Origin of the sequence: Blautia sp. DFI.1.216 (assembly GCF_020594215.1) — a bacterium.
Classification (GTDB): domain Bacteria; phylum Bacillota; class Clostridia; order Lachnospirales; family Lachnospiraceae; genus Blautia_A; species Blautia_A wexlerae.
Window position 1 is genome coordinate 41,955 of the sequence record NZ_JAJDML010000008.1, and the last position, 22,486, is coordinate 64,440.

A 22,486-nucleotide genomic window follows, 5' to 3' on the forward strand; every position below is an offset into this window, starting at 1 on the left:
ACGCTATCTTTTATACTTTTTTTAACATAGCATATTTTATATTCTTATAGACGATTTTGGATTTACTTGCATATTTTTGTCTTTATTACACAGAAATATCCTTATAAGATGCTCATTTTGCATTATCCTTATAAGATGCTCATTTTGCATTTGAAATTTTTCTGTTCCTATGGTAAACTACTCATTATTATACTTAGGGAGGATTTACTCGTGCTAGTGCTGTATTTATCAACTATTTCACTCGAATGGAAAAATATAGATTCTGATTTAATGCAATTTGTTTCCAAAGAACGAAGAAAGAAAATAAACCAATATTTTCATGTACTTGACAAAAAACTTTCTCTTTATTCTGCTCTTATTACTCGTATCGGATTAAGCACTATATCTGGTTTGAAGCATACCGAATTATACTTTTCATATTCTCAAAATCACAAGCCGCTATTTTTATCTAAGCCTAAATATGACTTCAGTATTTCTCATTCAAATGGTTCTATAATCAGTTGTATATCAGCTAATTCTCCAGTTGGAGCCGATGTAGAAAAAATATCTTATCCACCATTTGATATTATGGATCTCATTTTCAGTCAACCGGAAATTCAATACATTAACAATGCCTCAGATGTTGAACGAATTTTTAGATTTTACAAAATATGGACGCAAAAAGAAGCCTATTATAAAATGCTTAGAATCGGTCTTACTGGTACTGCAACCCAATGCAACTCTTTAAATCCTGATTTATCTAAATTATTTTATACCTGGCAAGAAGACCATTATATGTATTGTATTTGTGGGAAAAATGTATCTGAACGCTCCTTAATAAAATTGTCAGAAACGGAAGTCCAAAATTATTTTATACCGATATAAAAACAGATTTACAGGATATGTAAAGATTCTATTTCCTGTAAATCTGTCTAACCTTTATTATGAACTTTTTTAAATTCTGTATCTTCAATTAGTCCCTATAGTAAAAGCAGCTATGTCCTCCTCATATCTGCTCTATTTTTCCTCTATGTGATACATCTCATCGCCAAACTCCAGTTCCCTTTTATTACACATACCTGTTCTATGGCATTGTGAAGATGCTGGGAAACGTGATACAATTTTTTAATCAATTTTATTTTCTCTTACAACCTTTTTACAATTTTAGAAGTTTTTACAAGTGCTTCTATTAAAGTTAAACCTGTCAAAATTACAGCAACCCCCATCATAAATAATGTCCATGCTTTGCCCTTATCAAATGTTACCAAAATAGCTATCATTGCTACAGGCATATTTATATACCCTAAACTTGTTGCCCATTGAATAAAAAAATTCGGCCAAAACTTTTTCTCTTCTTCCACTTCATTCACTGTTTTCACTTTTTTAGCGAAATAAAACATACAGACTATAGATACAGCTATCAGTATTATCTTCCATACGCAATTAGCTTTCGTTTCCTCTGGTGGAAAAAAGGTATCTATCATGATAACTGCTATTCCAATGATAAACGCTATTTCACTATACAATCCTGAATAAGCGGAATCTTTCATGTCATTTACTTTTTTCTTTAAAGCAGTAATCATAAATTGGTGGTACCGTTTCGCACTTTTCTTATTTTCATTCATATCATATATCCTCCATTCGTAATAACATACCGTTTCATCTCAATTATATCTCCAGGAAACTACAGCTTTTTCAACCGATACCCCACATTGACCAATGTTTCGATAATATCATGTCCCATCTTTTTTCTTATCTTCCATATCACATATTCTACTGTTCTATATGGTATCTGATCGTCATGATAATAAATCCCCCATACAGAATGATAAATATTTGTCTTTGGCATTACCCAGTTTGGCTTTAAAGCCAGTAGGTATAAAACTTCAAATTCCCTGGGTGTCAGGTCTATCTCCTTTCCTTCGTAGATAACCTGATAGGACATTGGATTTAACTGTAATTTCCCATTGCCCAACACTACATTCTCTTTATATTCTGGAAAAACATACTTCATGTGTATGCCTCCTCTTGATTTGTAAATTCAACTTTTCTCATTCCAGAAAGAAATACTGGACGAAAACTTCCCGCCCAGCACTTCTTCAATTATCAGTTATTTTAATGTACTCTCTATATCCTCCGCTGCCTTTTCTATAATTTGAAGATACTCCTGGAGCTTTTCAGATTGGATATTTCCCTTTTCTGCAAGTGAATTGATTAGAAAACAACTTGCTTTTATGCAGCTTAGCGGATTTCGGATATTGCTCTGCAATTGTGCCCGCATAGTGCGATAATCATTGTCTATATTCAGTGTCCTTGTCGCTGCCTTTTCGCAAAGGTCCAGTAATGGATTGATGTACTCTGCTAATTCCTGCACTAGACTATTCAAATATCCACAACTAACTCTCTGCTCCAAACACTGTTCTAAAAGAATACTGTTCAAGTCATTTAACAGCAGTCTACATTCTTTTTTACATTCCATTTCAACAGCTCCATTCATACACGATAATCAATAATAGAAAATTTCTTTTCTCAGGTCACTATTTGTATATAAAATCATAGGCACCATAATTTGCATCTAAATCTTCGCTTATGTACAGAGTAGATATTCCCAAACTTTTTACCGCATGATAGATAAGTGTAGTAAGCTAAAACAGTAAAGATATAGTTTTACATTTAAATCTGAAGAATCAAAATTAAACATCGTTCGTAAAAAATAGGGAGATCCTTAAAAGTTTCTCCCTAAAAAATCATCTCATAAAATTGTTGTTTTATATAATTCTCCCATCAACAATTTGTATGATCTCATCGGCATTCTGAGCCAGATTCATATCGTGTGTAATCATAATAATTGTTTTTCCATATTTTTTGTTCAAATTACGAAAATATTCCATAATTTCATACGAAGTATTTTGATCCAAATTTCCTGTAGGTTCATCGGCAAGTAATACCTCTGCTTTCGTAGCCAGTGCCCGCCCGATACTTACCCTTTGCTGCTGCCCGCCTGACAATTCTCCTGGCAAATGCTTTTCTCTCTGTCTCAGCCCAAGAAACTGTATCAATTCATCAATATATTCATCATCTACGGTTTCACCCCCAAGAGTAAGAGGCAGAACTATATTCTCTCTTACATTCAGCATAGGAAGCAAATTAAATTTTTGGAAAACAAAGCCAATTTTTTTTCGATGAAATTCTGACATTTCGTTTTCTGAAAACTTCATAATATCTAATCCATCTACTTTTATACTTCCTTCTGTAGCCATATCCAAACCACCAATCAAATGCAGCAAAGTGCTTTTACCGCTTCCGCTTGGCCCTACAATTGCAACAAATCTTCCTTTTTCTATATTTAAGTTCACATGCCTTAAAGCCATAACTTCAACATTCCTACTGTTTGAATATTTCTTACTTAAGTTCCTTATTTCGATAACGTTCATACTCTTTCACCTCCGAAAAAAATACTAATTAATAACTATATAATCACAAAAGTTATAATATTAATCTCCAATTATTCAATATAGTTCATGTCCTCAATGATATTTTTACTAGAGGATTTTTTTACTATCCAATAAGATATAAATGCACAAACTGCCAATGTAGACAGGCATACTAATAAGTAAATCGCTACATCAAATTTATACACATATCCAAAGTTTTTCAAATCAGATTGACTATACAAATATCTGCTGATAATTTGTGAAGCTCCATACCCCCCAATAAACGACACAAAACAGATGTTAGCAATTTCTAAGATAACAATTTCTTCAACCGCCTTGTATTTTAATCCGATTGCTCTTAAAATGGAGTTTTCACGCTTTCTAGTTTGCACCCGAAACTTCATATTATTTGCAATATTAGTTAATGCTAATATCAAAAATACCAGAGCAATTCCCACAATGTTAATAATCTCTTTTTGGTACAACATATCCGCCTTGTCTCTTTCAGTAATCAAGCTTCTTGTTGAAACCTGGGAGTTTTTTGTGCCTATATTGATCAGCTGATTTTCTAATTGTATTTTTTCTTCATCGCTCAAGTTCTCTTTTCCATTTATATACATACTTTGTATTTTTGAGTCCCCAATCAACCCTTCTATATAGGCATCCTTTGTAATGAAAATCGGATATTGAGAATATTTCACGTCAGAAATATATGGGAATGAAACAACAGCCACTATTTTGTATTTCTTAGTTGTGTAATCTGATACATTATCCAAAAATCTTTCATAATCCTGCGTACCTGTTTTCATGTCTTCCCTATATTTTATACTGATCTGCTCTCCGACTTTATATTGAAATAACGGTTCGCCATCTTTATACCACCCTACTTTTTGGATTCCGGTTTTGTCATCACTTTCTCGCATTTCACAAAGAATCACCTCATTTTCTTTGATTTCTTCGGGAATAAACTTCCCATCAATAACATATTTTTGCAATTTTGCAAGTGCATTATCATTATATCCATACAGTACCGACTTATAGACTTGATCTTCTCCATCAAATCCATCATCTGAATACCCATAAATTTCTTTTTTCTTCGCATTTGAAGCATTAAAATATTCATTATTTTTTTCCACATCCCCATTATCTACAACACGAATTGGAAGCCCTGTAGCTGTTTCTATCTCTTTGACCTTATCTAAAGAGAGAATTTCTTTAATTGACTCTCTTGAGATTCCATAATCTGCCGTTTGGAATGTCAATACGTTCATAGCATATTCTCCATTAAAAAAGTACATTTCTTTTGTTTCATAATGAATATCATGTGCTATTTGTGCTTTATAAAACAACCCATAAAATAAACTTACTCCCATACATATTGTCAACATCATAAAAATGCTAGTTTTGAAATCACGGAGTACATATTTTAAAGACAAAATCCAAAAAGTGCGAAGTTTGCTGCTGCTTTTATCAATACGAAGGAATTTACTACTTCTATGGACATTAGGATCAACTTCATTAGAAATCACTTCTATAATTGATTTTTTATAAATGCTGTGACAAGCAACCAAACCTACGCAGGAAATCGCTACAGCTAGCAGAAGCAATCCAATTATAATCTGTATAACTGGAACAATCACTCCAAAGCGTACCCTTTCTCCATACAAATAAATAATCTGTTTTTCGTCTCCAGATAGTTTCATCACGCCCCGAGCAATTCCATTGCCTATACCTACACCCAATGGTACTGCTACTACATATATAATTCCTAACTCTAATAAGATATTTTGCTTAAAAATATTTTTTTTAATCCCTATTGCTCTTAAAACACCATATTGCTCTTGTCTCGCAATCAGCTGTATACGGTAAATTCCCGAAAAAATAATACAGAAGAACAAAAGAATTGCAGTAATGACAACTATATCTATACATAATAATTCCTCCATGTTCTCTCTTCCCGGGCTAGTTTGTATATTTTTCACTGGAATATCTAGCTTTGCAGCGGTTTTCTCTTTTTGATGTTCAATGTTCCAATTATTCTTATAATTTATATAGCTGATGTAGGGACCATTATATTCTTTTTCCAAACAGGAATACATCGTCAATAATCCAACTTGTTTATTTCTCAATACATCCGATAATATTCCAACAATTGTAAATTCTTGAACGACCCCTGTGTTCTCATTTTCCAAAGTGATTTCCTGATTTATGTCCGGTTCTTTTCCAAGGTTCAGTAGCACCCACTTTTCCATAACCACTTCCGTTTCATTTTCTGGCATTCTTCCTTTTTCAAGTCTGCCTGTAAGCGTGATTCCTAAATCATCCCCACATTGAAAGTAAATCCTGTTCTCATCGCAAAGTACGTATTCTGGTTTCTCAAAGATAGCCATTTTAGAAATATCGCTGTCATTTCTTAATATTTCCACCTGATTTTCATTTAGGCTTGTAATTCTAACGTCTGCAGGAGTGTGTGTTAGCATATTCTGCAACGCTTCTACTCTATGGTTGGTATGCATTAAAATAAGAAGGCCGCTTATTAACACTACAGTTAACAGAAAGCATAGAAATACTGTTACAGTATTCTTTTTATATTCTTTCATATATCGTAAATATAATTTCATAACTATACACTCCTTTCTTCTACAAGCTGATAATAATATTGTTTTTTTTGCATTAATGATTCATGATTTCCAATCTCTACTATTTTTCCCTGATTCAAAACTACTATCTCGTCTGCTTTCCTTATTGTTGAAAGTCTATGCGCTATCATTATAACAATCCTATTTTCATAATACTGTCGAAGATTGTCTAAAATATATTCCTGCGTTATATTATCTAATGCAGAGGTTGCTTCATCAAAAATAAGAATATCCTTAGACTGTAAAATCATACGTGCGATTGCAATTCGCTGACGCTGTCCTCCAGAGAGTTTCACGCCATTTTCTCCCACCTGAGTCTGATATCCATCCGGTAATTTTGATATAAATTCATCAATACCAATCCGTTTACAAGTTTCAATATAGTCCTCCTTTTTTATTCTATTATTATTAAGCGTTAAATTATTTTCTATGGTATCATCAAACAAAAAAGTGTTCTGTGAAACAATCGCGATATTTTTCCTCAAAGAGTATAAATTATATTCTTTTATATTCTTATCGTTAATAGTAATTTCTCCTGATTCCACGTCCCAGAGTCTATACAGAAGATTTATGATTGTTGATTTTCCGCATCCTGTTGCCCCAACAAGAGCATAAACTTTACCTGGTCTAAATTTGTAATTTATATTTTTTAAAATCTTATTATTAGAATAACTAAAGTTCACATTCTTCATATTAATTTGTGTAACATGATCCGGAATTTTCAGTCCCTTATTGTTTTGAACAATCGTACTAGAGGATTCCAGAAATCCATAAATTCTATCCAAAGATACCCACACACGCTGAATACTTTCGTTTATTTTAAGCAAGCCCATACACGGACCGATGAACATTGCAGTGTACTGTTGAAACGCAATTAACTCACCAAATTGAATACTTCCATTAATAATTTCCATTCCGCCAATAATGTAAACTAAAATAGTAGTCAAACTAGATAAAAATGTAGCTGACTGGCTACTTGCAGAAAATAATACATCTAACCGAATTCCTTTCCTTGCAAACTCTCCTTCATTTTTAAGATAGTGAATCAAAAAATAACGCCGAGCTTTAAGAATGACAATTTCTAATATGTTGCTGATATACTGTTCGATGATGTTATATACTTTCCCTGATTGTTCTCGAACTTCAGCAGTTTTGTTTGCAAGCACTCTGCTAAACTTACTCTGTACTACAATGGTAATAATCTGAATACCAATAATGATGCATAAAATAGTACTTTGAATATGGACTAACATAGATAAAGCAAAAAGAGAGGTAATAACATTTCTTACAAAATCAAAAACAAGATCGATTCCATAATTTTCAACCATGTCGGTATCATTATCTATAATATTTAAAACTTCTCCCGACTTCTGCTCTGAATAATATGCACCGGAAAAAGTGCTCAATTTTTTTAGAAGAAGATATTTATACCGAATTGTCATTTTTGTCTTCAGATATGAAAGATTATACTGCTGAAGCATATTTAATATGGCAATAGCTATCATAACGGCCATATATACCCCACCGTATACAAATAAAGCACTGGCATTTTTACCTCCAATGGCTACATCTATAATCCGCTGTAGAATAATCGGCAAAAATACACTCAATAATGTAAGCACAAACATTATCAGACAGCAAATTATACTTTTTATCTTGCTTTGCCTAAACGACTCCCTTAGAAATTTTCCAATCAGTTTGTATCTTTTTTTCATATTTTCACCATACGCTTTCTTTCATTGTAACTCCCATCTTCAAAGTGACTTTATGTATTTCACTAAAGTTCCAACCGTAAGTAAATGATACCTATTTACTTTTAAATAGTCTATTTTTATATCCATAGTTTTCTTCACATATTCCAAAAACGGAATAACCATTTCCATTTTTAGTGGTCCGGTTCTGGTCAGCAGTTCAATATCGCAAATCTGCTTGTCAGAAAATCTTTTTTCAAAATATTGACCTATAACCTGATACATTTCATTTAATATAGAATCGTTATTTTCCACAAACCAATCATTCTTTTCTGGAACTCGAAATCTAGTGGAAAGCTCACTCTCTCCCCATTCATTTCGCAAAGCTTTATCATATAACCAGTCACATACCGTTTCATAACTGATTTTATTAGTTTTTTTCTCCCAAAACATTTTACTCACAATGCCAGTTAATCTAGCAGCCGCAATACTATTGCAGGATGGTATCATAATATACTTATTTGAGGGAACAGCAACAACAGGCGTCACACAGTCCATAATGCATTGTACCGATTCACTTTTAGAGAACCAAAACCCACATTCTTTTTCAAGTATGCCGGCCCGTACTCCAATTACATTATCATAAGCAGCTGGATAACTGACATTCCCTTCATTTGACATTGATGCAATGATAGTAACATTTTGTTCCGATAGCTTTTTCAGGATTCTATATAATTTCTGATCAACTAATATATTGAAAGCCAAACTCATATTAATTATAGATACATCACTATTTATAAGGGATTCCAATGCAAATTCCAATGCAGCGAGATTTGATTTTCCATTTCCATCCAGTATTCCAATACTCACAATATCTACATATGGGCATTCGCTAACAATCATGGAAGCACAAGCGGTGCCATGACCACTTGTGTCATAAATATCCTCATTCTTTTCCAAACAGCATCCCCTTTTTATAATCCTAGTTCCGCTGACATGGCTATTTTTAAATGCTTCGTGGTATAATTCGATTCCACTATCAATAACGGCTACTTTCACTTTCATATACTATTTTCGTTACATACTCTCCATACATATTCTGTACTTCATTCTTTCTACTCCGCAGGCTAATGGTGATGGTTTCAAATAATCATTGTTAGCAACTTTATTAATAATCCTACACCTTGTTTCACTACAGTATTTATACAAATCACACCCTTCGCATTCTGGAATAGTACAGTCTGAATAAGCAAGTATATGATCCCTCTTCTTCGTATCAATTCCGTGATATATATCTCCAATTAGAAATTCTGGATTACCAACTGCTAACATACATGGATATATATCCCCTTTGGGATCTATATGCATACTCGTAATCCCGCCAGAACAAATTCCAAGTTTATGTATCTTCCAATTATTCAATAAATCTTCGTTATTTTTATATGTCTCACATATTTTTCTAATCTCACAATTCAAGACTTTCAAATCCTCATCTGTAAAATTCCGATCGTAGAAATCATGCACAGGCACAATCAAATGGACACCTAAATCCACAAAATACTTTACATTTTCAAATAAGTTTTTAACTGTTTTATGGTTATATGTCATCCGTATTCTTACATCCGGCTTAATCTGTAAAACTTTCCTTATATTTTTATCGACAATTTCAAAAGATGGGGTCCCATCTACAAATGGTCTTGAATAATTTTGTGTACTCTCCTTTCCATCCATGCTTATTGTAAAGTCATCAATCTCTTCTGTTACAAATGAAATTATTTCATCATTTAATAGCGTTCCATTTGATGTCGTAGAAAAGCTGATAGAAATCCCACTCGCTGCTGCAAGAGCCTTTGCATTTGCTACAAGATATTGCATTTCACGGAAAGCCATAAAGGGTTCGCCTCCATGTAAAACAATCCATAAATACTTATCATTTATTGTATTCATATGTGTGATTACCAGCTTAAGAGCCTGATCAATTACCTGCTTATTCATTTTTTCTTTCTTCTTATTTTCACCTTCATAGCAGTAAACACATTTCATATTGCAAGAAGATGTCAGCCAAAATGATGCCTGCATATTTTATTCCTCCCATATAACATGAAACAAATTATCATGTACAGTATTGCAATGCTCTCTCATGCTTCCATTTTTGGTATATTCCATAATCTCTACCGGGCACTTCCAACAAAACGGCATTACCTTACACCGGCGACATTTATGATTGAATTTTAATAAATCTTCAATCATGAGCATTAAATTATTATTTGTAATTTTATCGAACTCTGAAATCTGATCAATATGACCTAAACTATATTTTCTGTCTTCAATTGTCTGGCAGGCATATACATATCCGTCATATCTTATATGATACTTTGAAACCAAATTCTGGCAATTCCCATATGTACACATACATTTTTCATCTTTTTTGATTTCTGCACCATGTTCATAAAGAACCCCACTAGAGGTAAGTTGTTTTTGATTTTCTAATGCCCTGCCAATCCATGAAATTCTTCTGAGAACAGGAAATGTGCCCAGTTTCCGATTCAAATCCAGAAATTGCTCTTCCAACTTCTCGTTATCCTCTGTTAATACCATTGACAACGAAATTGAATCAAATCCATTCAGTTTTAACAGCTCAACACTTTTTAAAACTTTTGCAAATACACCCCTTCCTCTAATTTTTCTGCTGCTTTCCTCATCGACTCCATCTACACTAATATCTATCCGATCAATATACTGAATAATATCAGATACATTTCCTTTGTGAATTAAGGTACCATTTGTTGCTAATATGATAATTCCCTCAAAAGCTTCCCGTAAAAACTTTAGATGTTCCAATAAATCATTACGCAACAGTGGTTCTCCACCTGTTATCGTTATTTTATCTGGTTGCCATTTGATAATCTTTTGTAAAATTTCTGTAACTCTTTGTGTTGTCATCTCTTCGCCCTGCTTACCAGCGCTAAAACAACAGTGCATGCAAGTTAGATTACAACGATTTGTAATCTCAAATGCAACACTTTTTTGGAAAAAAAATTCCGCATCTCCAAGAATACCGATTTCTTCCATTTTGTCTAGCAGTTTTCCTATATATATTTGATCTTCCTCTCTCATAAAAGAGCGAACAAAATCCTTTCTTTCATAATTTAATTCCAATGCTTTAATAAAGTAATTATAGATTTCTTTTGTAATTCTCAGCCACATTCCAGTTAGTTTATTTGCCAGAATCACCTTGTTTTTATATTCTATACATGCGACATTACTATTTAGTTTCATCATACCAACACATCCTCATCCCAAATTTTTTTATACAAAAACTTCTTTTGGAATTTACATATTTTTTCAAAATTATCTGTCTGATTTAAATCCGAATAAAGATACAATTCCCCTGGACACGGCCAACAAAAAATATTTACCGGACATGTGCTACATTTTTCATAATTCTGTGGAAAATAATTCCACACTGCAGCCATATTCATATTTATTTCAAAAGGGAAATCCTGATTTTCTAAAATATTTCCCATGCAAAATTCATCCTGTACGAAATACTGACACGGATAAATATTCCCCCTGTAATTAATAAGAAGTTTTTCTTCTCCCGCTTTACAGGAACATGCCTGAATGACAGGCTTATTTATTGCAGGAATTGGACTATAATATTGATCATGCTCCAAAAATCCTCCTGATTCTTTTCCTCTTCCCACAGGTGCAAATGAACGCACAATCGGAGTTGTTCCTAGTTCTTCATTCATTCGATAGAATTCTTCTTCCATTTTTCTATGAAATTTATCTGAAATCATTGACAGTGTTATTTCATAAAATCCTTTTTCATGAAGCAAATGAACTGTCTGAATAATCTGCTCAAATACGCCCCGACCTCTGATTCTGCTACATGTTGCTTCATCTACGCCATCTATGCTGATATCAATTTGATCTAAATATCGAATCAAAACACCCACATTTTCCTCATTAATCAGAGTACCATTTGTGGATAATGTCACTCTGCCATTAAATTTTTTGTTAAGGTATTTCAAAATATCAAATATGTCTTTTCTCACCAATGGTTCACCACCAGTAAGCGATATCTGTTTCGGTTTCCAGTTAATAATTCTATTTAAAGCCATTACAAGATTATCAAATGACATTTCGTAATCTGTTTCTCTTTCTGCGTTTACGCAACAATGCCGGCAATGCAAATTGCATCTCCTTGTGATTTCAAAAAGTACTGTACGATTACCTCTTACTTCGCCTTCTGTTTTTTCAACTATGCCAATTTCTATCATTTTATTATAAACGGACTTCATATATTCTCTATCTTCTTCATCATATAAAGATTCTAGCAACTGATTAAATGAAAGTCCTTCTTTTTCTACAAGAACAAAAAGATTATAAACCTTTTGAGAAACTCTAATCCATAACCCATTAGAAGTATTTAGTAATATTCTTTTTTCTTTATACCTTAGAATTCGTGTATCAACAGAAAACATACGCCTTCTACCTCCCTACCAAACTTCTTTTTCTTAAATATGGGAAGTGCCAAAAGTATATACTGGAAATGCGTATTTAAAATTTTCCGCATCTTTGTATAATACTTTTGGCACCATGTGGTCACATTACATTAATAGTATGCTGATGTTGCCGCATTTGCTGCCCATTTTCCACACTTTTTACACTTCTTTGTCGGTTTACAATCACTGTGGCATGGATCAATCTGTCCATAAGGATGTGCCTGTGTAGAACAATTGTTTGCAGAATAAATACTCGTTCCAGAGCCACACTGTGATAAAACTTCGACTTTTTCCTTTTCCTGGATTTTTTCAATTTTTAATTCAGCCATTGTTTTCCTCCTCTAAGGTATTATTTATAAAAAGCTACTCGACGTCATAATAGCTTTTTACCATAAGAAACAATTAAATATTTTTTCTATAAAATCAGAAAAAATGTCCTTTGCTGATAAATAAACGTTTCTAGTAAAATATTTATAGGTCAGCAAATTAATTATGTATCTTTTCTAAAAACTACACGTGTATTTTGTTTGTCCCCTTTTATTTCATCCGGAATTTTAGGATCAAACATACCTGGAATCATACATTTTCCAACTGCATGTTTTCCTAAGTTAATTGCCAAGTTACCAATAGTACTTTTTACATTTTTCTTCATGTTATTGTCCCCTTTCATCTCAAATCTCTATTTGATATCTAAAGTATACCCTATGTTTTTAGCAAATTCATATTTTAGGAATAAAATGTATTTTCAATAGAAAAAGTGTGCTATATTCTCCAAAAACAAACGATTTTTCAGTAATAACTGTTGATTTCAAAAAATCCAAGTAATATAATAAAACTAATCAAAATAATCCAAATTGAAAGGTAATAATAAGATGCACGTAATTCAAATACTTCCATATATATTAAGTGTTTTTTCCTATTTAATTCCTATTTGTTGTTTTTTGCCATTCAAACTAAAATTCAAACAAAAGGCACTCCTTTTTTTTATTTTACTAATAAATATTCTCATGATTGGATTTGTTCTCGGCAATATTGGTGTAATTGTATTAATTTTAAGTACATGCATTTTTATTTACTGGATTGCTCCTGAGCCATTAATAAACGCCTGTATATTTATTGCGACCTATCTCTTTTGCGTTTTGTGGGATAATCTATATTCTTTACTATGGGATACCTATGTATATCCTATTACAGACCTACAATCCCACACAATCTACTATATTATTTATATAATTTCATATATTGGACTTTTAGCCTGTGTCTGCCCCATAATAAGCCATCTTTTTCATCTAGTTCTACGTAGAATACACGTGAAGCTTTCCAAACAACTTTTATTGTTGATTACGGCAAATCTGGCTACTTGTTTATTTATTTTTTTGTTCAATATAATAATCGGAGAATCAATTGGATACAACCGTAAAATCATAATGTTTAATTGTATATTATTTGCATGCTATTTCATCATCAGTACTATTTTAATCATAACTATTGTAAAAACTCATGTTGAAAAAATACACCTTAACATGAAACAGGATTCTTACAATAGACTTCAAGAATATACTAATCAAATAGAAAGCATGTATTCTTCATTACGCTCCTTTAAGCACGATTATTCAAATATTATGCTTTCTATGTCTGAATATTTTGAAGCAAATGATATGGAAGGATTACGTTCCTATTTTAATAAAGAAATTCTTCCACTGAGTAGGAAAATCACCAAAAATACTGCACATATTAATCAACTTATGAATATTAAAATCACTGAACTTAAAAGCATCCTATCATCTAAGTTGTTATATGCAATAGAATTAAACATTGATGTCAGTATAGAAGTTACTGATGAAGTAATTTCACTCCCTATGAATACATTAGATTTATGTCGCATCGCTGGGATTTTTCTTGATAACGCAATTGAAGCTACATTAGAAACAGCTTATCCTTCTATCCGCTTTGCATTAATAAATCTGGATGCTGAATACATTTTTATTATTTCCAATACTTTTTTGGACAAAGGAATTCCGTATGCTACATTAGCAAAACCAAATGTATCTACAAAAGGGCATAATCGCGGAATTGGACTCTATAATGCTCATGAAATCATTTCAAAATATAATCACGTATTTTTAGATACTGAAATACAAGATAAATATTTTGTGCAGCGCCTTCAAGTGTCTAAAAAAAATATATAAAAAGCAGGATCAAACAATCCTGCTTTTTATATGCAAAGGAAGAAGAGATAACGTTTCAAATACTACGGCAATAAATGGTATATATAATATAATATCCATGCTGACCGCTATGATAATAGTTCCTAACATATATATTAACACCAAAAATATAGTTCTTTTTTTCAATTTCTCATATAACAAAGGAGAAATCGGATTATTTTCAGTGCCTTGCGGTCCAATTATAGCTAAGACACCAAGACAAATCAGGTAAATAATAATAATACAAGATAATGGTGTATTTAACTGTTTTGATATAAACACACCACCTTCTACAAATATACCAGTTCCTATTAGGCAAAAAGAGCTTCGTTTAAAATGTATTCCACCAGCACACATTTTTAGTGTTCCATATAAAAACAGAAGGAACATTGCCTCCCATAATATTCCTGAGATATGAGCTATCAAAAGTATTGTTCCAATCATAATAATATTATGCATTAGTACTTGAATCCCTAGATTCATACGCATCCGATCAAGATCATCCCAGGAGGTTCGATCGTCATCTAAATATTTTATAATTTGGTTTGCTATTTTTTCCATTCTTATTATCCACCTTCCTCGCTTTATAAATTTAATTATAGTCTTATAATAAGAAACTATTATGTTTTTATAATAACCGTTCATATCAACAGAATAACTGTTAATTCACCTACGGTTTTTCTATAATAGATAACGCATAATCTTTTTCTTTAATAATGATAGCGTTTATTGTATAATTTAATAAAACACATAAAAAAGGAGTAAAATGGATATGATTGATATTTTCATCTGTGAAGATAATAAGAAACATTTAAATATTTTGCGGAGCTGCATATCTAATTTTATCCTCATGGAAGGATTTGATATGCAAATTATTCAAGCTACACCTGATCCGCACACGATATTAAAAGAACTTACGAACGCAGAAAACACAGGGCTTTTTTTTCTTGATATTGACTTAAAATCCGATATGAATGGCTTAATGCTCGCACAAAAAATCCGCCAAATCCAACCGCGTTGTTTCATTGTATTTATTACATCTCATTCCGAAATGAGTTTCCTGACTTTTCAATATAAAGCAGAAGCTCTTGATTTTATTATAAAAGACACTACAGAACATATAAAAGCTAAAATTCACGAATGTCTTTTAGATGTAAATAGCAAATATACATCATTAAACAATGATATAACCCGAACCTTTACAATTACTCAGAACGATAAACATATTGTGATTGACTATAGTGACATCATTTTTTTTGAAACATCTCCTAATATTCACAAAATTGTTCTTCATGCAAAAAAACGAGTCATTGAATTCACTGGCCAATTAAAAGACATTGAACAGCAATTAGATTATCGTTTCTATAGATGTCACACATCCTATATTATCAATAAAGACAATATTACAGACATAGATTTTAAGGAGCTAATTGTTCATATGAATAACGGTGAAACCTGTCCCGTTTCTGTAAGGAAAAAGAAAGGTCTAAAGAAGTTAATGGCATAATACTCCCTCTTTGACATAAAAGAAGAGTATTCTGTCATTGTTTCTGTCAAAGAGCAGCCGCTTTATATCTTATACTCATTAAGTGACTGTTCCATTGATGTTTTGTCTTGTAATAAACATTTCCGTCATTTTGCCCAAATATCTATTTCCTCAACAAGCTGTTTTTTCTTTTCAAAATACAAATAATCTCCTCTCTTAAGCAATACTACTTCCGAAATATCCAAATTCCTAAAAGGGCATTGAAAAAATGAGTGATTTGTCACCTATTTTCAATGCCCCTTCAGTTAAATATAAAACTTTTACTCTACAAATCCATTCACAAAAGAAACAATCCGTTCCTTCTGCTCAAAATGCAGATAATGTCCCCCTTTTAACATTACCAATTTCTTTTCCTGATTGTCTCCCATCACGCTTCTATGCAACTTTTCCCATTCTGGAAAAATTTCACAATTATCTTCCGAAACAAAATTCAGCACTGGTACTTCTTCTGGGAATTTCATATCCCGTACTATCTTCAGATTTTTTCTACCTGCTTTAATTCATTCATTACAGTCTTATTATAAGTGGTATCAAGGGAAAGTATCCGAAAAACTTCTAAGTCTTCCTGTAAATAAGAATAATTCTGATCAGCATAGATAGCTTTTTCCGGATTTCCAACTGAAAGCAGTCAGCTGATTCCCAACGCATTCTTTGCTTTGCTTAAATAAGCCATCAAGAAATTTAATTTTGTTGTATTAAAAGGTTCATTCTCATTTTGCTTTGGTACAGAAGAATCTATTCCTATAAAACCATGAATCTTCTCTGGATAAGTATTGGCATAATACAGGGAATACAATCCACTGATAGAATGTGCCATCAGATAATATTGGTGAACACCAATCTCTTCCAGACAGGTATATAATTCCTCTATGATATTCTCTATGCTTCTTTCTGTATCTACTTGGTCAGATAGTCCATAACCAAAAGGCTCCACGGTAATCACTTTATATCAACTATTTCTGCAATTTTTAAATTTACGGTCATTTCACTATTCATTTTAAATTATGTTTAATATGCTTTTGTAGGACTTCTTGTTTTCTCTAAAATCATTGATTTATGTCTTCACCTCCTGCGTTATTCCTAATCCATATGTATTAGATGTTTTGATGTATAGCACTCAATGCAGATAATAGTTACTTTTGTCCACCAACTACTGATTTAATGACCATAAAAAATGCCGCTACAGGTTTTTATCATCACCCGTAACGGCATTTTCTCTTATCTTATTCAGCCTTTTCTTCATTACCAGATTTTAAATACTTCATTACCTCTTCCACAGTTTTTCCGGAAGCAATCAATGCGCTAAATATCTCATCTTTCTGTTTATCTTCGATTTTCTTCCTGAGGTCTTTTGCTTTCAGACGCAGTTCTTTTAATTCTGCCTCTGTTGTTTTGATCTTCTGTTCTACAGTTACAAGCTGTTCCTCCAGAGATATATTCTCCATTTTTTTGCGTCTTGGCATATCTGCTCCTCCTAATATGATATTTTCTTTATTGTATCACTCTTTATCAGAAAACACCACATATTTTTCTGTACGTTTCTTACCTTCCGTTTCTTTGCTGCTGTTTCTGGCTTTTTGCATATTCCAGCTTTTTATTGTATTCGTCCATGATTGTACTTTCCAGCTCTGCCTTAAATTCTGCATTGACTGCATGGGCAATGTCCTCCCGCTCCCCTTTTGCAGAATTTTTCTGGGGCATACCTACAAAGGTTTTTCCGTTCCACGCCTGGATCACATGAAGCTGTTGGATTGCAAGCACATCCTGCAGACGAATGGCTACATCTGCCTTAAATGTATCACTTCCCTGTACCGGGTTTACACTCAGATTGTAATACAGCTCTTCCTCTCCCCAACTACCCTTACAGTCCATTTTGGTTTCTGTCATATTTTCATAGGCTTCCCTTACCGTATCCAGAACTTCCTTCTGAAATTCTTTATCGGTAAACCGGTAAAAAGGAACATACTCCCCTGTTTCATAATCCCTGTATCGGGGCATATCGAGATACAGATTTCCCTTAGAGGACTCTTTAATTGCAATGCTTTTTACACAAAAGGCATCGTCAAAGGTAATAGTAGCAAATCCTTTTAGGTTATTGATCTTCCCTTCTTCCTGTTTCAATTCCGGTTTATATACTCTGATATTATATTCCATATTGTGATCTTCCTTTCTCTATTCTACTTTTCGTTATCGGACCGCTTTCTGGCATGGAAGATTTGGGGTTTCCTCCTGTACTTCCACACACTCCTCCTGGTCCTTGATTTCCAATTCTGCATCTATCTCCATCTGCCTGGTAATATTTTCTTTTAAAAGTTCTTCATACGGGAAGGGCTTTTCGTATTCCTGCTTTGCATTTTTTATTTCATTTTCACAGATTTTAATTTTTCTTTGGACTTCTTCTATTGTTTTGTCGAGGGCATTCAACCGGTTTTCCAAGCGGACCATATTGCCAGAATCACTCTCTTTTAATTCTACCATATAGTCCGATTCTCCCCGGATATACAGAATCTGTTCCGTCATATTTTTTTCAACAAATAGTGGAAAGCCTTTGTAAGTGCCAACCTCATGTTCTGTAAAAGCGGTAACACTATCTACGATTGCACGCAGAATTTCCCCAGCTTCTTTATGCTTCTCATAAACATTTCCCTGTAGGGTGATTGCAAACCCTGGCTGTACTTCCATAGCCTGGTTCCTACATTCCAGATCCTTTTGAAGGGCTTGCAGCTCTTTCTTCAGGCTTTGTATCCTTTTTGGATACTGGAAAGTAACGGCATCTTGTAAGGCAAACCTTTTCCCTTCATGTGCTGTTTTCAGGATTCTCAGACGTGCCACTTCGTTATCTACTTGTATTTTTTCCATAATCAAAGGATTTTCAGAAGCTACCGCCTTAATCTCTGCAAAATTTAATACGGTTTCATCTATATCCTCACAGATCCTTGCCAGCTCCCGACTGGTAAATACCTGGCTGATAAATCGTTGTTTGGTTTCAACAATGCCCCATAAATATGCATCAAAAGAACCTTTTGTTACATAGCGGTAAATATTCACTTCTTCATTTTCATTCCCCTGTCGGATAATACGTCCTTCCCTTTGTTCAATATCAGAGGGTTTCCAGGGGCAGTCGATATGATGGGCCGCCACCATTCTTGTCTGGATATTGGTTCCTACCCCCAGTTTTTCGGTACTTCCTATAATGATACGCTTTCTGCCAGCCCTGACATCTGAAAACATGCGGTCTCTCTGTTCATCTGTTTTTGCATCATGGATAAAGCAGATTTCTTCCTCTGGAATACCTTTAGCAATCAGTTCGTGTTTCAGATAATCATAGACGGTAAACGGTTTTCCTGGTCCTGGTGTCCCGATATCCGAAAAAACAATCTGCGTTCCTTTCTGTTCCTGGGACTGTACATATTCCTGATAAATGTTTTCTACTGCTTTATTCAGTTTTGAATCCGTATCCACTGGCGCATGACTATCCAAAAGCCGGGGATCTGTGCCCAAAAGTCTTGCTTCCCCGGTAATGCGGAGCATATTGTCGTCTTTGGGGTCTACTGCACCTCTATGGATTGCTTCAGCCCTTTTCACCATTTCCTGCATACGTTCTTTCACATAATCAGAGGCTTCCGATACTACGATCTTATATTTTCCGTCCTTTAATTCTGGCCGCTTAATATCCAGCATGTCAGGCAGGATTATGTCTGCCACTTCTTTAAATAGATGAATCAGCTCCGGCAGGTTGATAAACTTATTAAACCTGGTCCGCATCCGGTAACCGGTACCTTCTGGTGCCAGTTCCAGGGAGCTGGTAACTTCCCCAAACACAGAAGCCCATGCGTCAAAGTGGTAAATCCCCTTTTCGTGAAGCCGCCTTTCCTGTAGATATAACTGCATCACATAGAGTTCCACCATAGAATTTGACAGAGGGGTTCCTGTTGCCATAATGACACCCCTTCCCTGATTTTTTTCGTTGATATACTGGATCTTCATACGCATATCCATAGCCCTCTGGGAACCGCTGGAACCCAGACCCGCAACATTGTTCATTTTTGTAAAAACTTCCAATAGTGATAGGTAAGGCTTTGAAGTTATCTCCACCTTTTCCCCCACCCCACACCGGGCGTGCAACTTTCATCGCACCCGGCGTACCATCAAACTAACTTACTACCCTCCATCGGGGTTCAACACTTTATGCCCTCACAGTACATATCGTGCTTACAAATTTCACTTTTGTTTATACTTTTGAATCTTCTTTAATACCTTTTCATCTATGTTTGGCGGTATCGGACCGTTGTTGACCATTCGATAACAGTCATTGCATAGCCATACAAGATTTTGCACTTTGTTTACTTTTCCTAACGGAAGTTCCCCTTTGACGTGATAACAATACTTTTTGTTATCTAAAAACAGCGGTTTCTTACAGCACTTACACTTGCCTTTATCTCTGTTGTACGCATATTCCCTGTTCATGAAGTATTCAAAATTATATACGGTCTTTGCATAGACCGAAAGCTGTATATCCCTTGCGGTATTCACTGACGGTCTATCACATGGAAGAGGCTTGCTTCTGCTACGGAAATAACTGTAAATTCGTCTGCCCTCCTCCGTATAAGGTGTCATGCGTTGGTCGAATGGCTTGCTTTCATACTTACTATGGGTAATAAACGCCATAGTAATTCCAAACCATTCTCCCTCAATCGGAACAGCAAATGTTTTACTTTTGTATCCCTCATGCCTATGCGGTAGGTTACAGAGCTTTTCCATTGGTATTTGATACTTATTGTAGTGTCTGGGAAATCTCTTTTTCCATACTGCCAATGCTGTGTTATTGATTCTTCTGTCTATGACATGAAGAGCATGAGAGCATATTGAGGGTTGTAAATACTGTGCCAGCCCCACTATCATGGAGTTCACACGCTGTATCTGTGCCGCCTGTACGTTCCTTTCTGTGGATTCTCCAATCACTCGGACTTCGTCAGCAATCTTCTGTATTTTATCTTTCAATCGCTCCATGTCTGGTAATGGTTTACCCACCAGATTTTCCGTCCACGTTTGGGGGTCAGGGGTTTTCCTCTTTTTCTCCGCTTTGACCACAAAACCGAGGAAATGGATTCCCTCCGTTCTAAGGTCTGTTACAAACGTCTTTTCCTGTGATAATTCCAGTTTCATTTTATTTCTAAAATATTTTGTCATCACACGTTTTAATCGGTATGCTTCCTGTTCTGTTGATGTTAAGATAACCCAATCATCTGCAAAACGAAAATTGTACTTTGGAGTTACTCCCAACCATTTCAATCGTCGTGTATCATTACACTTATGTTTGCATTTCCTGTGGGGTTCCATATACATTCTTCCTACATACCAGTCAAAATCATTCAGATATACATTTGACAGCAATGGAGATAAAATTCCGCCCTGCATTGTGCCGAGTTTTGTATCATTCCTAGCACCGCTTTCTAAATATCCAGCCTTTAACATCTGTTGTATGATTTTAATCACTCTTTTATCGTGGATTCCAATACGCCATATCTTCTGTAACAGGATTCTGTGGTCGATATTGTCAAAACACCCTTTAATATCTCCTTCAACCGCCCATACAGGCTGGTCTTTTGAATAAGTAGAAGCATTGATGACATTGATAATATCTCTGACAGCGTGTTTCTGTGCCCTGTAAGGTCGAAATCCATAACTGTGCGGATAAAATCTTGCTTCACATATAGGCTCAATAATAATTCTCACACATTCCTGTATAATTCTGTCCAAAACTGTTGGAATACCCAGTGGGCGTTTCTTTCCATTCTTTTTCGGGATATATACTCTTTTTGCTGGCTTCGGTCTGTAATTACTGAAATTATCTCTTATTAGTGCAATTAGTTCCTCTTTTGGCATTTGCAGATATTTGTCCATTTTCATCTGGTCTATGCCAGCCGTTTTACTGCCTTTATTAGACTTAATGTTATGAATTGCGGTAACAATAGTAACTTCATTTACCATTGCTTCAATAAGACCTGTGAAAGAGATTCCTTCTTTCGATTTTACATAAAGAAAATCTAAGGTCTGTTTTAATTCCGCTTCTGTTGAAAATCTGACGTTCAAATGCACAAGGCTATCACCTCGCAGTTCGTCACCCATATTTCAGGGAGTTTTTCTTTTCTTATTTTGTGAAATTTGTAAATTAGTTTGACTAGTCCCCTTCGCCATGAGTATTTCAACTCTTGTGACTGGCTTTCCCAATCTCAGACTACTATGGGACTGCTGACTTCTTGTGTTTTCATCACTCTGTACAGCTCCCACACAAGCTCTCAAACGTTCCTAAATCTCTATCCTTTTGTAGATTTAACTACTTGAAGACCTTAGGTTGCTACCTTACACCGTAGGGACAAATACACTTTGAAACATAGTTGTTGTGTACTCTGTATGATATTTCATTCATACAGGAATGTATTGAAAAACCAGCAATACACTCTTCCCTAATCTTTCGT

General features: G+C 34.2%; 22 protein-coding genes. 3 read left to right on the forward strand and 19 right to left on the reverse strand.

The features are described 5' to 3' along the window. The first annotated feature begins 210 nt into the window (after positions 1–210). Positions 211–864, forward strand: a complete 654-nt coding sequence (locus LJE11_RS04920) for a 4'-phosphopantetheinyl transferase family protein (protein WP_025578781.1) — start codon at positions 211–213, stop codon at positions 862–864. A gap of 260 nt (positions 865–1,124) precedes the next feature. Here LJE11_RS04920 and LJE11_RS04925 read toward each other — a convergent pair whose 3' ends face one another. The 12 genes from LJE11_RS04925 to LJE11_RS04980 form a co-directional block, all read right to left on the reverse strand. Beyond that, positions 1,125–1,604, reverse strand: a complete 480-nt coding sequence (locus LJE11_RS04925) for a hypothetical protein (protein ID WP_025578779.1) — start codon at positions 1,602–1,604, stop codon at positions 1,125–1,127. A gap of 59 nt (positions 1,605–1,663) precedes the next feature. Further along, a complete protein-coding gene (locus LJE11_RS04930) occupies positions 1,664–1,993 on the reverse strand; it encodes a winged helix-turn-helix domain-containing protein (RefSeq protein WP_025578777.1) in 330 nt (109 codons plus the stop codon). A gap of 96 nt (positions 1,994–2,089) precedes the next feature. Then, entirely contained in the window at positions 2,090–2,458 is a 369-nt protein-coding gene (locus LJE11_RS04935) for a hypothetical protein (protein WP_025578775.1), read from the reverse strand. A gap of 289 nt (positions 2,459–2,747) precedes the next feature. Further along, the gene (locus LJE11_RS04940) at positions 2,748–3,413 is read right to left on the reverse strand and encodes an ABC transporter ATP-binding protein (protein ID WP_025578774.1); all 666 of its coding nucleotides are present in this window, start codon (positions 3,411–3,413) and stop codon (positions 2,748–2,750) included. A 71-nt stretch (positions 3,414–3,484) separates the two neighbouring features. Then, on the reverse strand, positions 3,485–6,034 hold the full coding sequence (locus tag LJE11_RS04945; RefSeq protein WP_025578772.1) for an ABC transporter permease: 2,550 nt from the start codon (positions 6,032–6,034) through the stop codon (positions 3,485–3,487). 2 nt (positions 6,035–6,036) lie between these two features. Next, the gene (locus LJE11_RS04950; protein WP_025578771.1) at positions 6,037–7,767 is read right to left on the reverse strand and encodes an ABC transporter ATP-binding protein; all 1,731 of its coding nucleotides are present in this window, start codon (positions 7,765–7,767) and stop codon (positions 6,037–6,039) included. Between the two features lie 39 nt (positions 7,768–7,806). Further along, positions 7,807–8,808 (reverse strand): S8 family serine peptidase, encoded by a 1,002-nt coding sequence (locus tag LJE11_RS04955; protein WP_025578770.1) that lies wholly within the window; start codon positions 8,806–8,808, stop codon positions 7,807–7,809. 12 nt (positions 8,809–8,820) lie between these two features. Then, positions 8,821–9,822, reverse strand: coding sequence for a radical SAM/SPASM domain-containing protein (locus LJE11_RS04960; RefSeq protein ID WP_025578768.1), 1,002 nt, complete (start codon positions 9,820–9,822; stop codon positions 8,821–8,823). A gap of 3 nt (positions 9,823–9,825) precedes the next feature. Next, positions 9,826–11,025: a radical SAM/SPASM domain-containing protein gene (locus tag LJE11_RS04965; RefSeq protein ID WP_025578766.1), complete on the reverse strand. Its 1,200-nt coding sequence runs from the start codon at positions 11,023–11,025 to the stop codon at positions 9,826–9,828. Then, complete coding sequence (locus tag LJE11_RS04970) at positions 11,022–12,233, reverse strand: radical SAM/SPASM domain-containing protein (protein WP_025578764.1); 1,212 nt, start codon at positions 12,231–12,233, stop codon at positions 11,022–11,024. The genes LJE11_RS04965 and LJE11_RS04970 overlap by 4 nt, the downstream gene beginning before the upstream one ends. A gap of 131 nt (positions 12,234–12,364) precedes the next feature. Beyond that, positions 12,365–12,583 (reverse strand): hypothetical protein, encoded by a 219-nt coding sequence (locus LJE11_RS04975; protein ID WP_161234115.1) that lies wholly within the window; start codon positions 12,581–12,583, stop codon positions 12,365–12,367. A gap of 161 nt (positions 12,584–12,744) precedes the next feature. Next, positions 12,745–12,906: a hypothetical protein gene (locus tag LJE11_RS04980; protein ID WP_161234116.1), complete on the reverse strand. Its 162-nt coding sequence runs from the start codon at positions 12,904–12,906 to the stop codon at positions 12,745–12,747. A gap of 871 nt (positions 12,907–13,777) precedes the next feature. Here LJE11_RS04980 and LJE11_RS04985 point away from each other — a divergent pair. Further along, positions 13,778–14,443, forward strand: coding sequence for a sensor histidine kinase (locus LJE11_RS04985; protein WP_227198751.1), 666 nt, complete (start codon positions 13,778–13,780; stop codon positions 14,441–14,443). 9 nt (positions 14,444–14,452) lie between these two features. On the opposite strand, the gene LJE11_RS04990 is transcribed toward LJE11_RS04985, so the two are convergent. Beyond that, positions 14,453–15,022, reverse strand: coding sequence for an accessory gene regulator ArgB-like protein (locus tag LJE11_RS04990; protein ID WP_025577500.1), 570 nt, complete (start codon positions 15,020–15,022; stop codon positions 14,453–14,455). Positions 15,023–15,233: 211 nt separating this feature from the next. On the opposite strand from LJE11_RS04990, the gene LJE11_RS04995 reads away from it, so the two are divergent. Beyond that, complete coding sequence (locus LJE11_RS04995; protein ID WP_025577498.1) at positions 15,234–15,968, forward strand: LytR/AlgR family response regulator transcription factor; 735 nt, start codon at positions 15,234–15,236, stop codon at positions 15,966–15,968. A 299-nt stretch (positions 15,969–16,267) separates the two neighbouring features. Here the strand turns inward: LJE11_RS04995 and LJE11_RS05000 are convergent, their stop codons facing one another. From LJE11_RS05000 to ltrA, 6 genes are all read right to left on the reverse strand, one after another. Continuing rightward, the gene (locus tag LJE11_RS05000; protein WP_025577496.1) at positions 16,268–16,468 is read right to left on the reverse strand and encodes a hypothetical protein; all 201 of its coding nucleotides are present in this window, start codon (positions 16,466–16,468) and stop codon (positions 16,268–16,270) included. A gap of 167 nt (positions 16,469–16,635) precedes the next feature. Beyond that, positions 16,636–16,950 (reverse strand): alpha/beta fold hydrolase, encoded by a 315-nt coding sequence (locus LJE11_RS05005; RefSeq protein WP_172730314.1) that lies wholly within the window; start codon positions 16,948–16,950, stop codon positions 16,636–16,638. 280 nt (positions 16,951–17,230) lie between these two features. Further along, positions 17,231–17,470, reverse strand: coding sequence for a hypothetical protein (locus tag LJE11_RS05010; RefSeq protein ID WP_025577492.1), 240 nt, complete (start codon positions 17,468–17,470; stop codon positions 17,231–17,233). 79 nt (positions 17,471–17,549) lie between these two features. Continuing rightward, positions 17,550–18,161 (reverse strand): septation protein SpoVG family protein, encoded by a 612-nt coding sequence (locus LJE11_RS05015; protein WP_025577491.1) that lies wholly within the window; start codon positions 18,159–18,161, stop codon positions 17,550–17,552. Between the two features lie 33 nt (positions 18,162–18,194). Next, a complete protein-coding gene (locus tag LJE11_RS05020) occupies positions 18,195–20,051 on the reverse strand; it encodes a helicase-related protein (protein ID WP_195548485.1) in 1,857 nt (618 codons plus the stop codon). Between the two features lie 177 nt (positions 20,052–20,228). After that, complete coding sequence (gene ltrA, locus LJE11_RS05025; protein ID WP_025577485.1) at positions 20,229–22,106, reverse strand: group II intron reverse transcriptase/maturase; 1,878 nt, start codon at positions 22,104–22,106, stop codon at positions 20,229–20,231. Positions 22,107–22,486: the final 380 nt, after the last annotated feature.

Coding starts and splice junctions, on each gene's coding strand:
- LJE11_RS04925 (WP_025578779.1), bottom strand. CDS start 1,604: ATGAATGAAAATAAGAAAAGTGCGAAACGGTACCACCAATTTATGATT.
- LJE11_RS04930 (WP_025578777.1), bottom strand. CDS start 1,993: ATGAAGTATGTTTTTCCAGAATATAAAGAGAATGTAGTGTTGGGCAAT.
- LJE11_RS04935 (WP_025578775.1), bottom strand. CDS start 2,458: ATGGAATGTAAAAAAGAATGTAGACTGCTGTTAAATGACTTGAACAGT.
- LJE11_RS04940 (WP_025578774.1), bottom strand. CDS start 3,413: ATGAACGTTATCGAAATAAGGAACTTAAGTAAGAAATATTCAAACAGT.
- LJE11_RS04945 (WP_025578772.1), bottom strand. CDS start 6,034: ATGAAATTATATTTACGATATATGAAAGAATATAAAAAGAATACTGTA.
- LJE11_RS04950 (WP_025578771.1), bottom strand. CDS start 7,767: ATGAAAAAAAGATACAAACTGATTGGAAAATTTCTAAGGGAGTCGTTT.
- LJE11_RS04955 (WP_025578770.1), bottom strand. CDS start 8,808: ATGAAAGTGAAAGTAGCCGTTATTGATAGTGGAATCGAATTATACCAC.
- LJE11_RS04960 (WP_025578768.1), bottom strand. CDS start 9,822: ATGCAGGCATCATTTTGGCTGACATCTTCTTGCAATATGAAATGTGTT.
- LJE11_RS04965 (WP_025578766.1), bottom strand. CDS start 11,025: ATGATGAAACTAAATAGTAATGTCGCATGTATAGAATATAAAAACAAG.
- LJE11_RS04970 (WP_025578764.1), bottom strand. CDS start 12,233: ATGTTTTCTGTTGATACACGAATTCTAAGGTATAAAGAAAAAAGAATA.
- LJE11_RS04975 (WP_161234115.1), bottom strand. CDS start 12,583: ATGGCTGAATTAAAAATTGAAAAAATCCAGGAAAAGGAAAAAGTCGAA.
- LJE11_RS04980 (WP_161234116.1), bottom strand. CDS start 12,906: ATGAAGAAAAATGTAAAAAGTACTATTGGTAACTTGGCAATTAACTTA.
- LJE11_RS04985 (WP_227198751.1), top strand. CDS start 13,778: ATGAAACAGGATTCTTACAATAGACTTCAAGAATATACTAATCAAATA.
- LJE11_RS04990 (WP_025577500.1), bottom strand. CDS start 15,022: ATGGAAAAAATAGCAAACCAAATTATAAAATATTTAGATGACGATCGA.
- LJE11_RS04995 (WP_025577498.1), top strand. CDS start 15,234: ATGATTGATATTTTCATCTGTGAAGATAATAAGAAACATTTAAATATT.
- LJE11_RS05000 (WP_025577496.1), bottom strand. CDS start 16,468: ATGAAATTCCCAGAAGAAGTACCAGTGCTGAATTTTGTTTCGGAAGAT.
- LJE11_RS05010 (WP_025577492.1), bottom strand. CDS start 17,470: ATGCCAAGACGCAAAAAAATGGAGAATATATCTCTGGAGGAACAGCTT.
- LJE11_RS05015 (WP_025577491.1), bottom strand. CDS start 18,161: ATGGAATATAATATCAGAGTATATAAACCGGAATTGAAACAGGAAGAA.
- LJE11_RS05020 (WP_195548485.1), bottom strand. CDS start 20,051: ATGAACAATGTTGCGGGTCTGGGTTCCAGCGGTTCCCAGAGGGCTATG.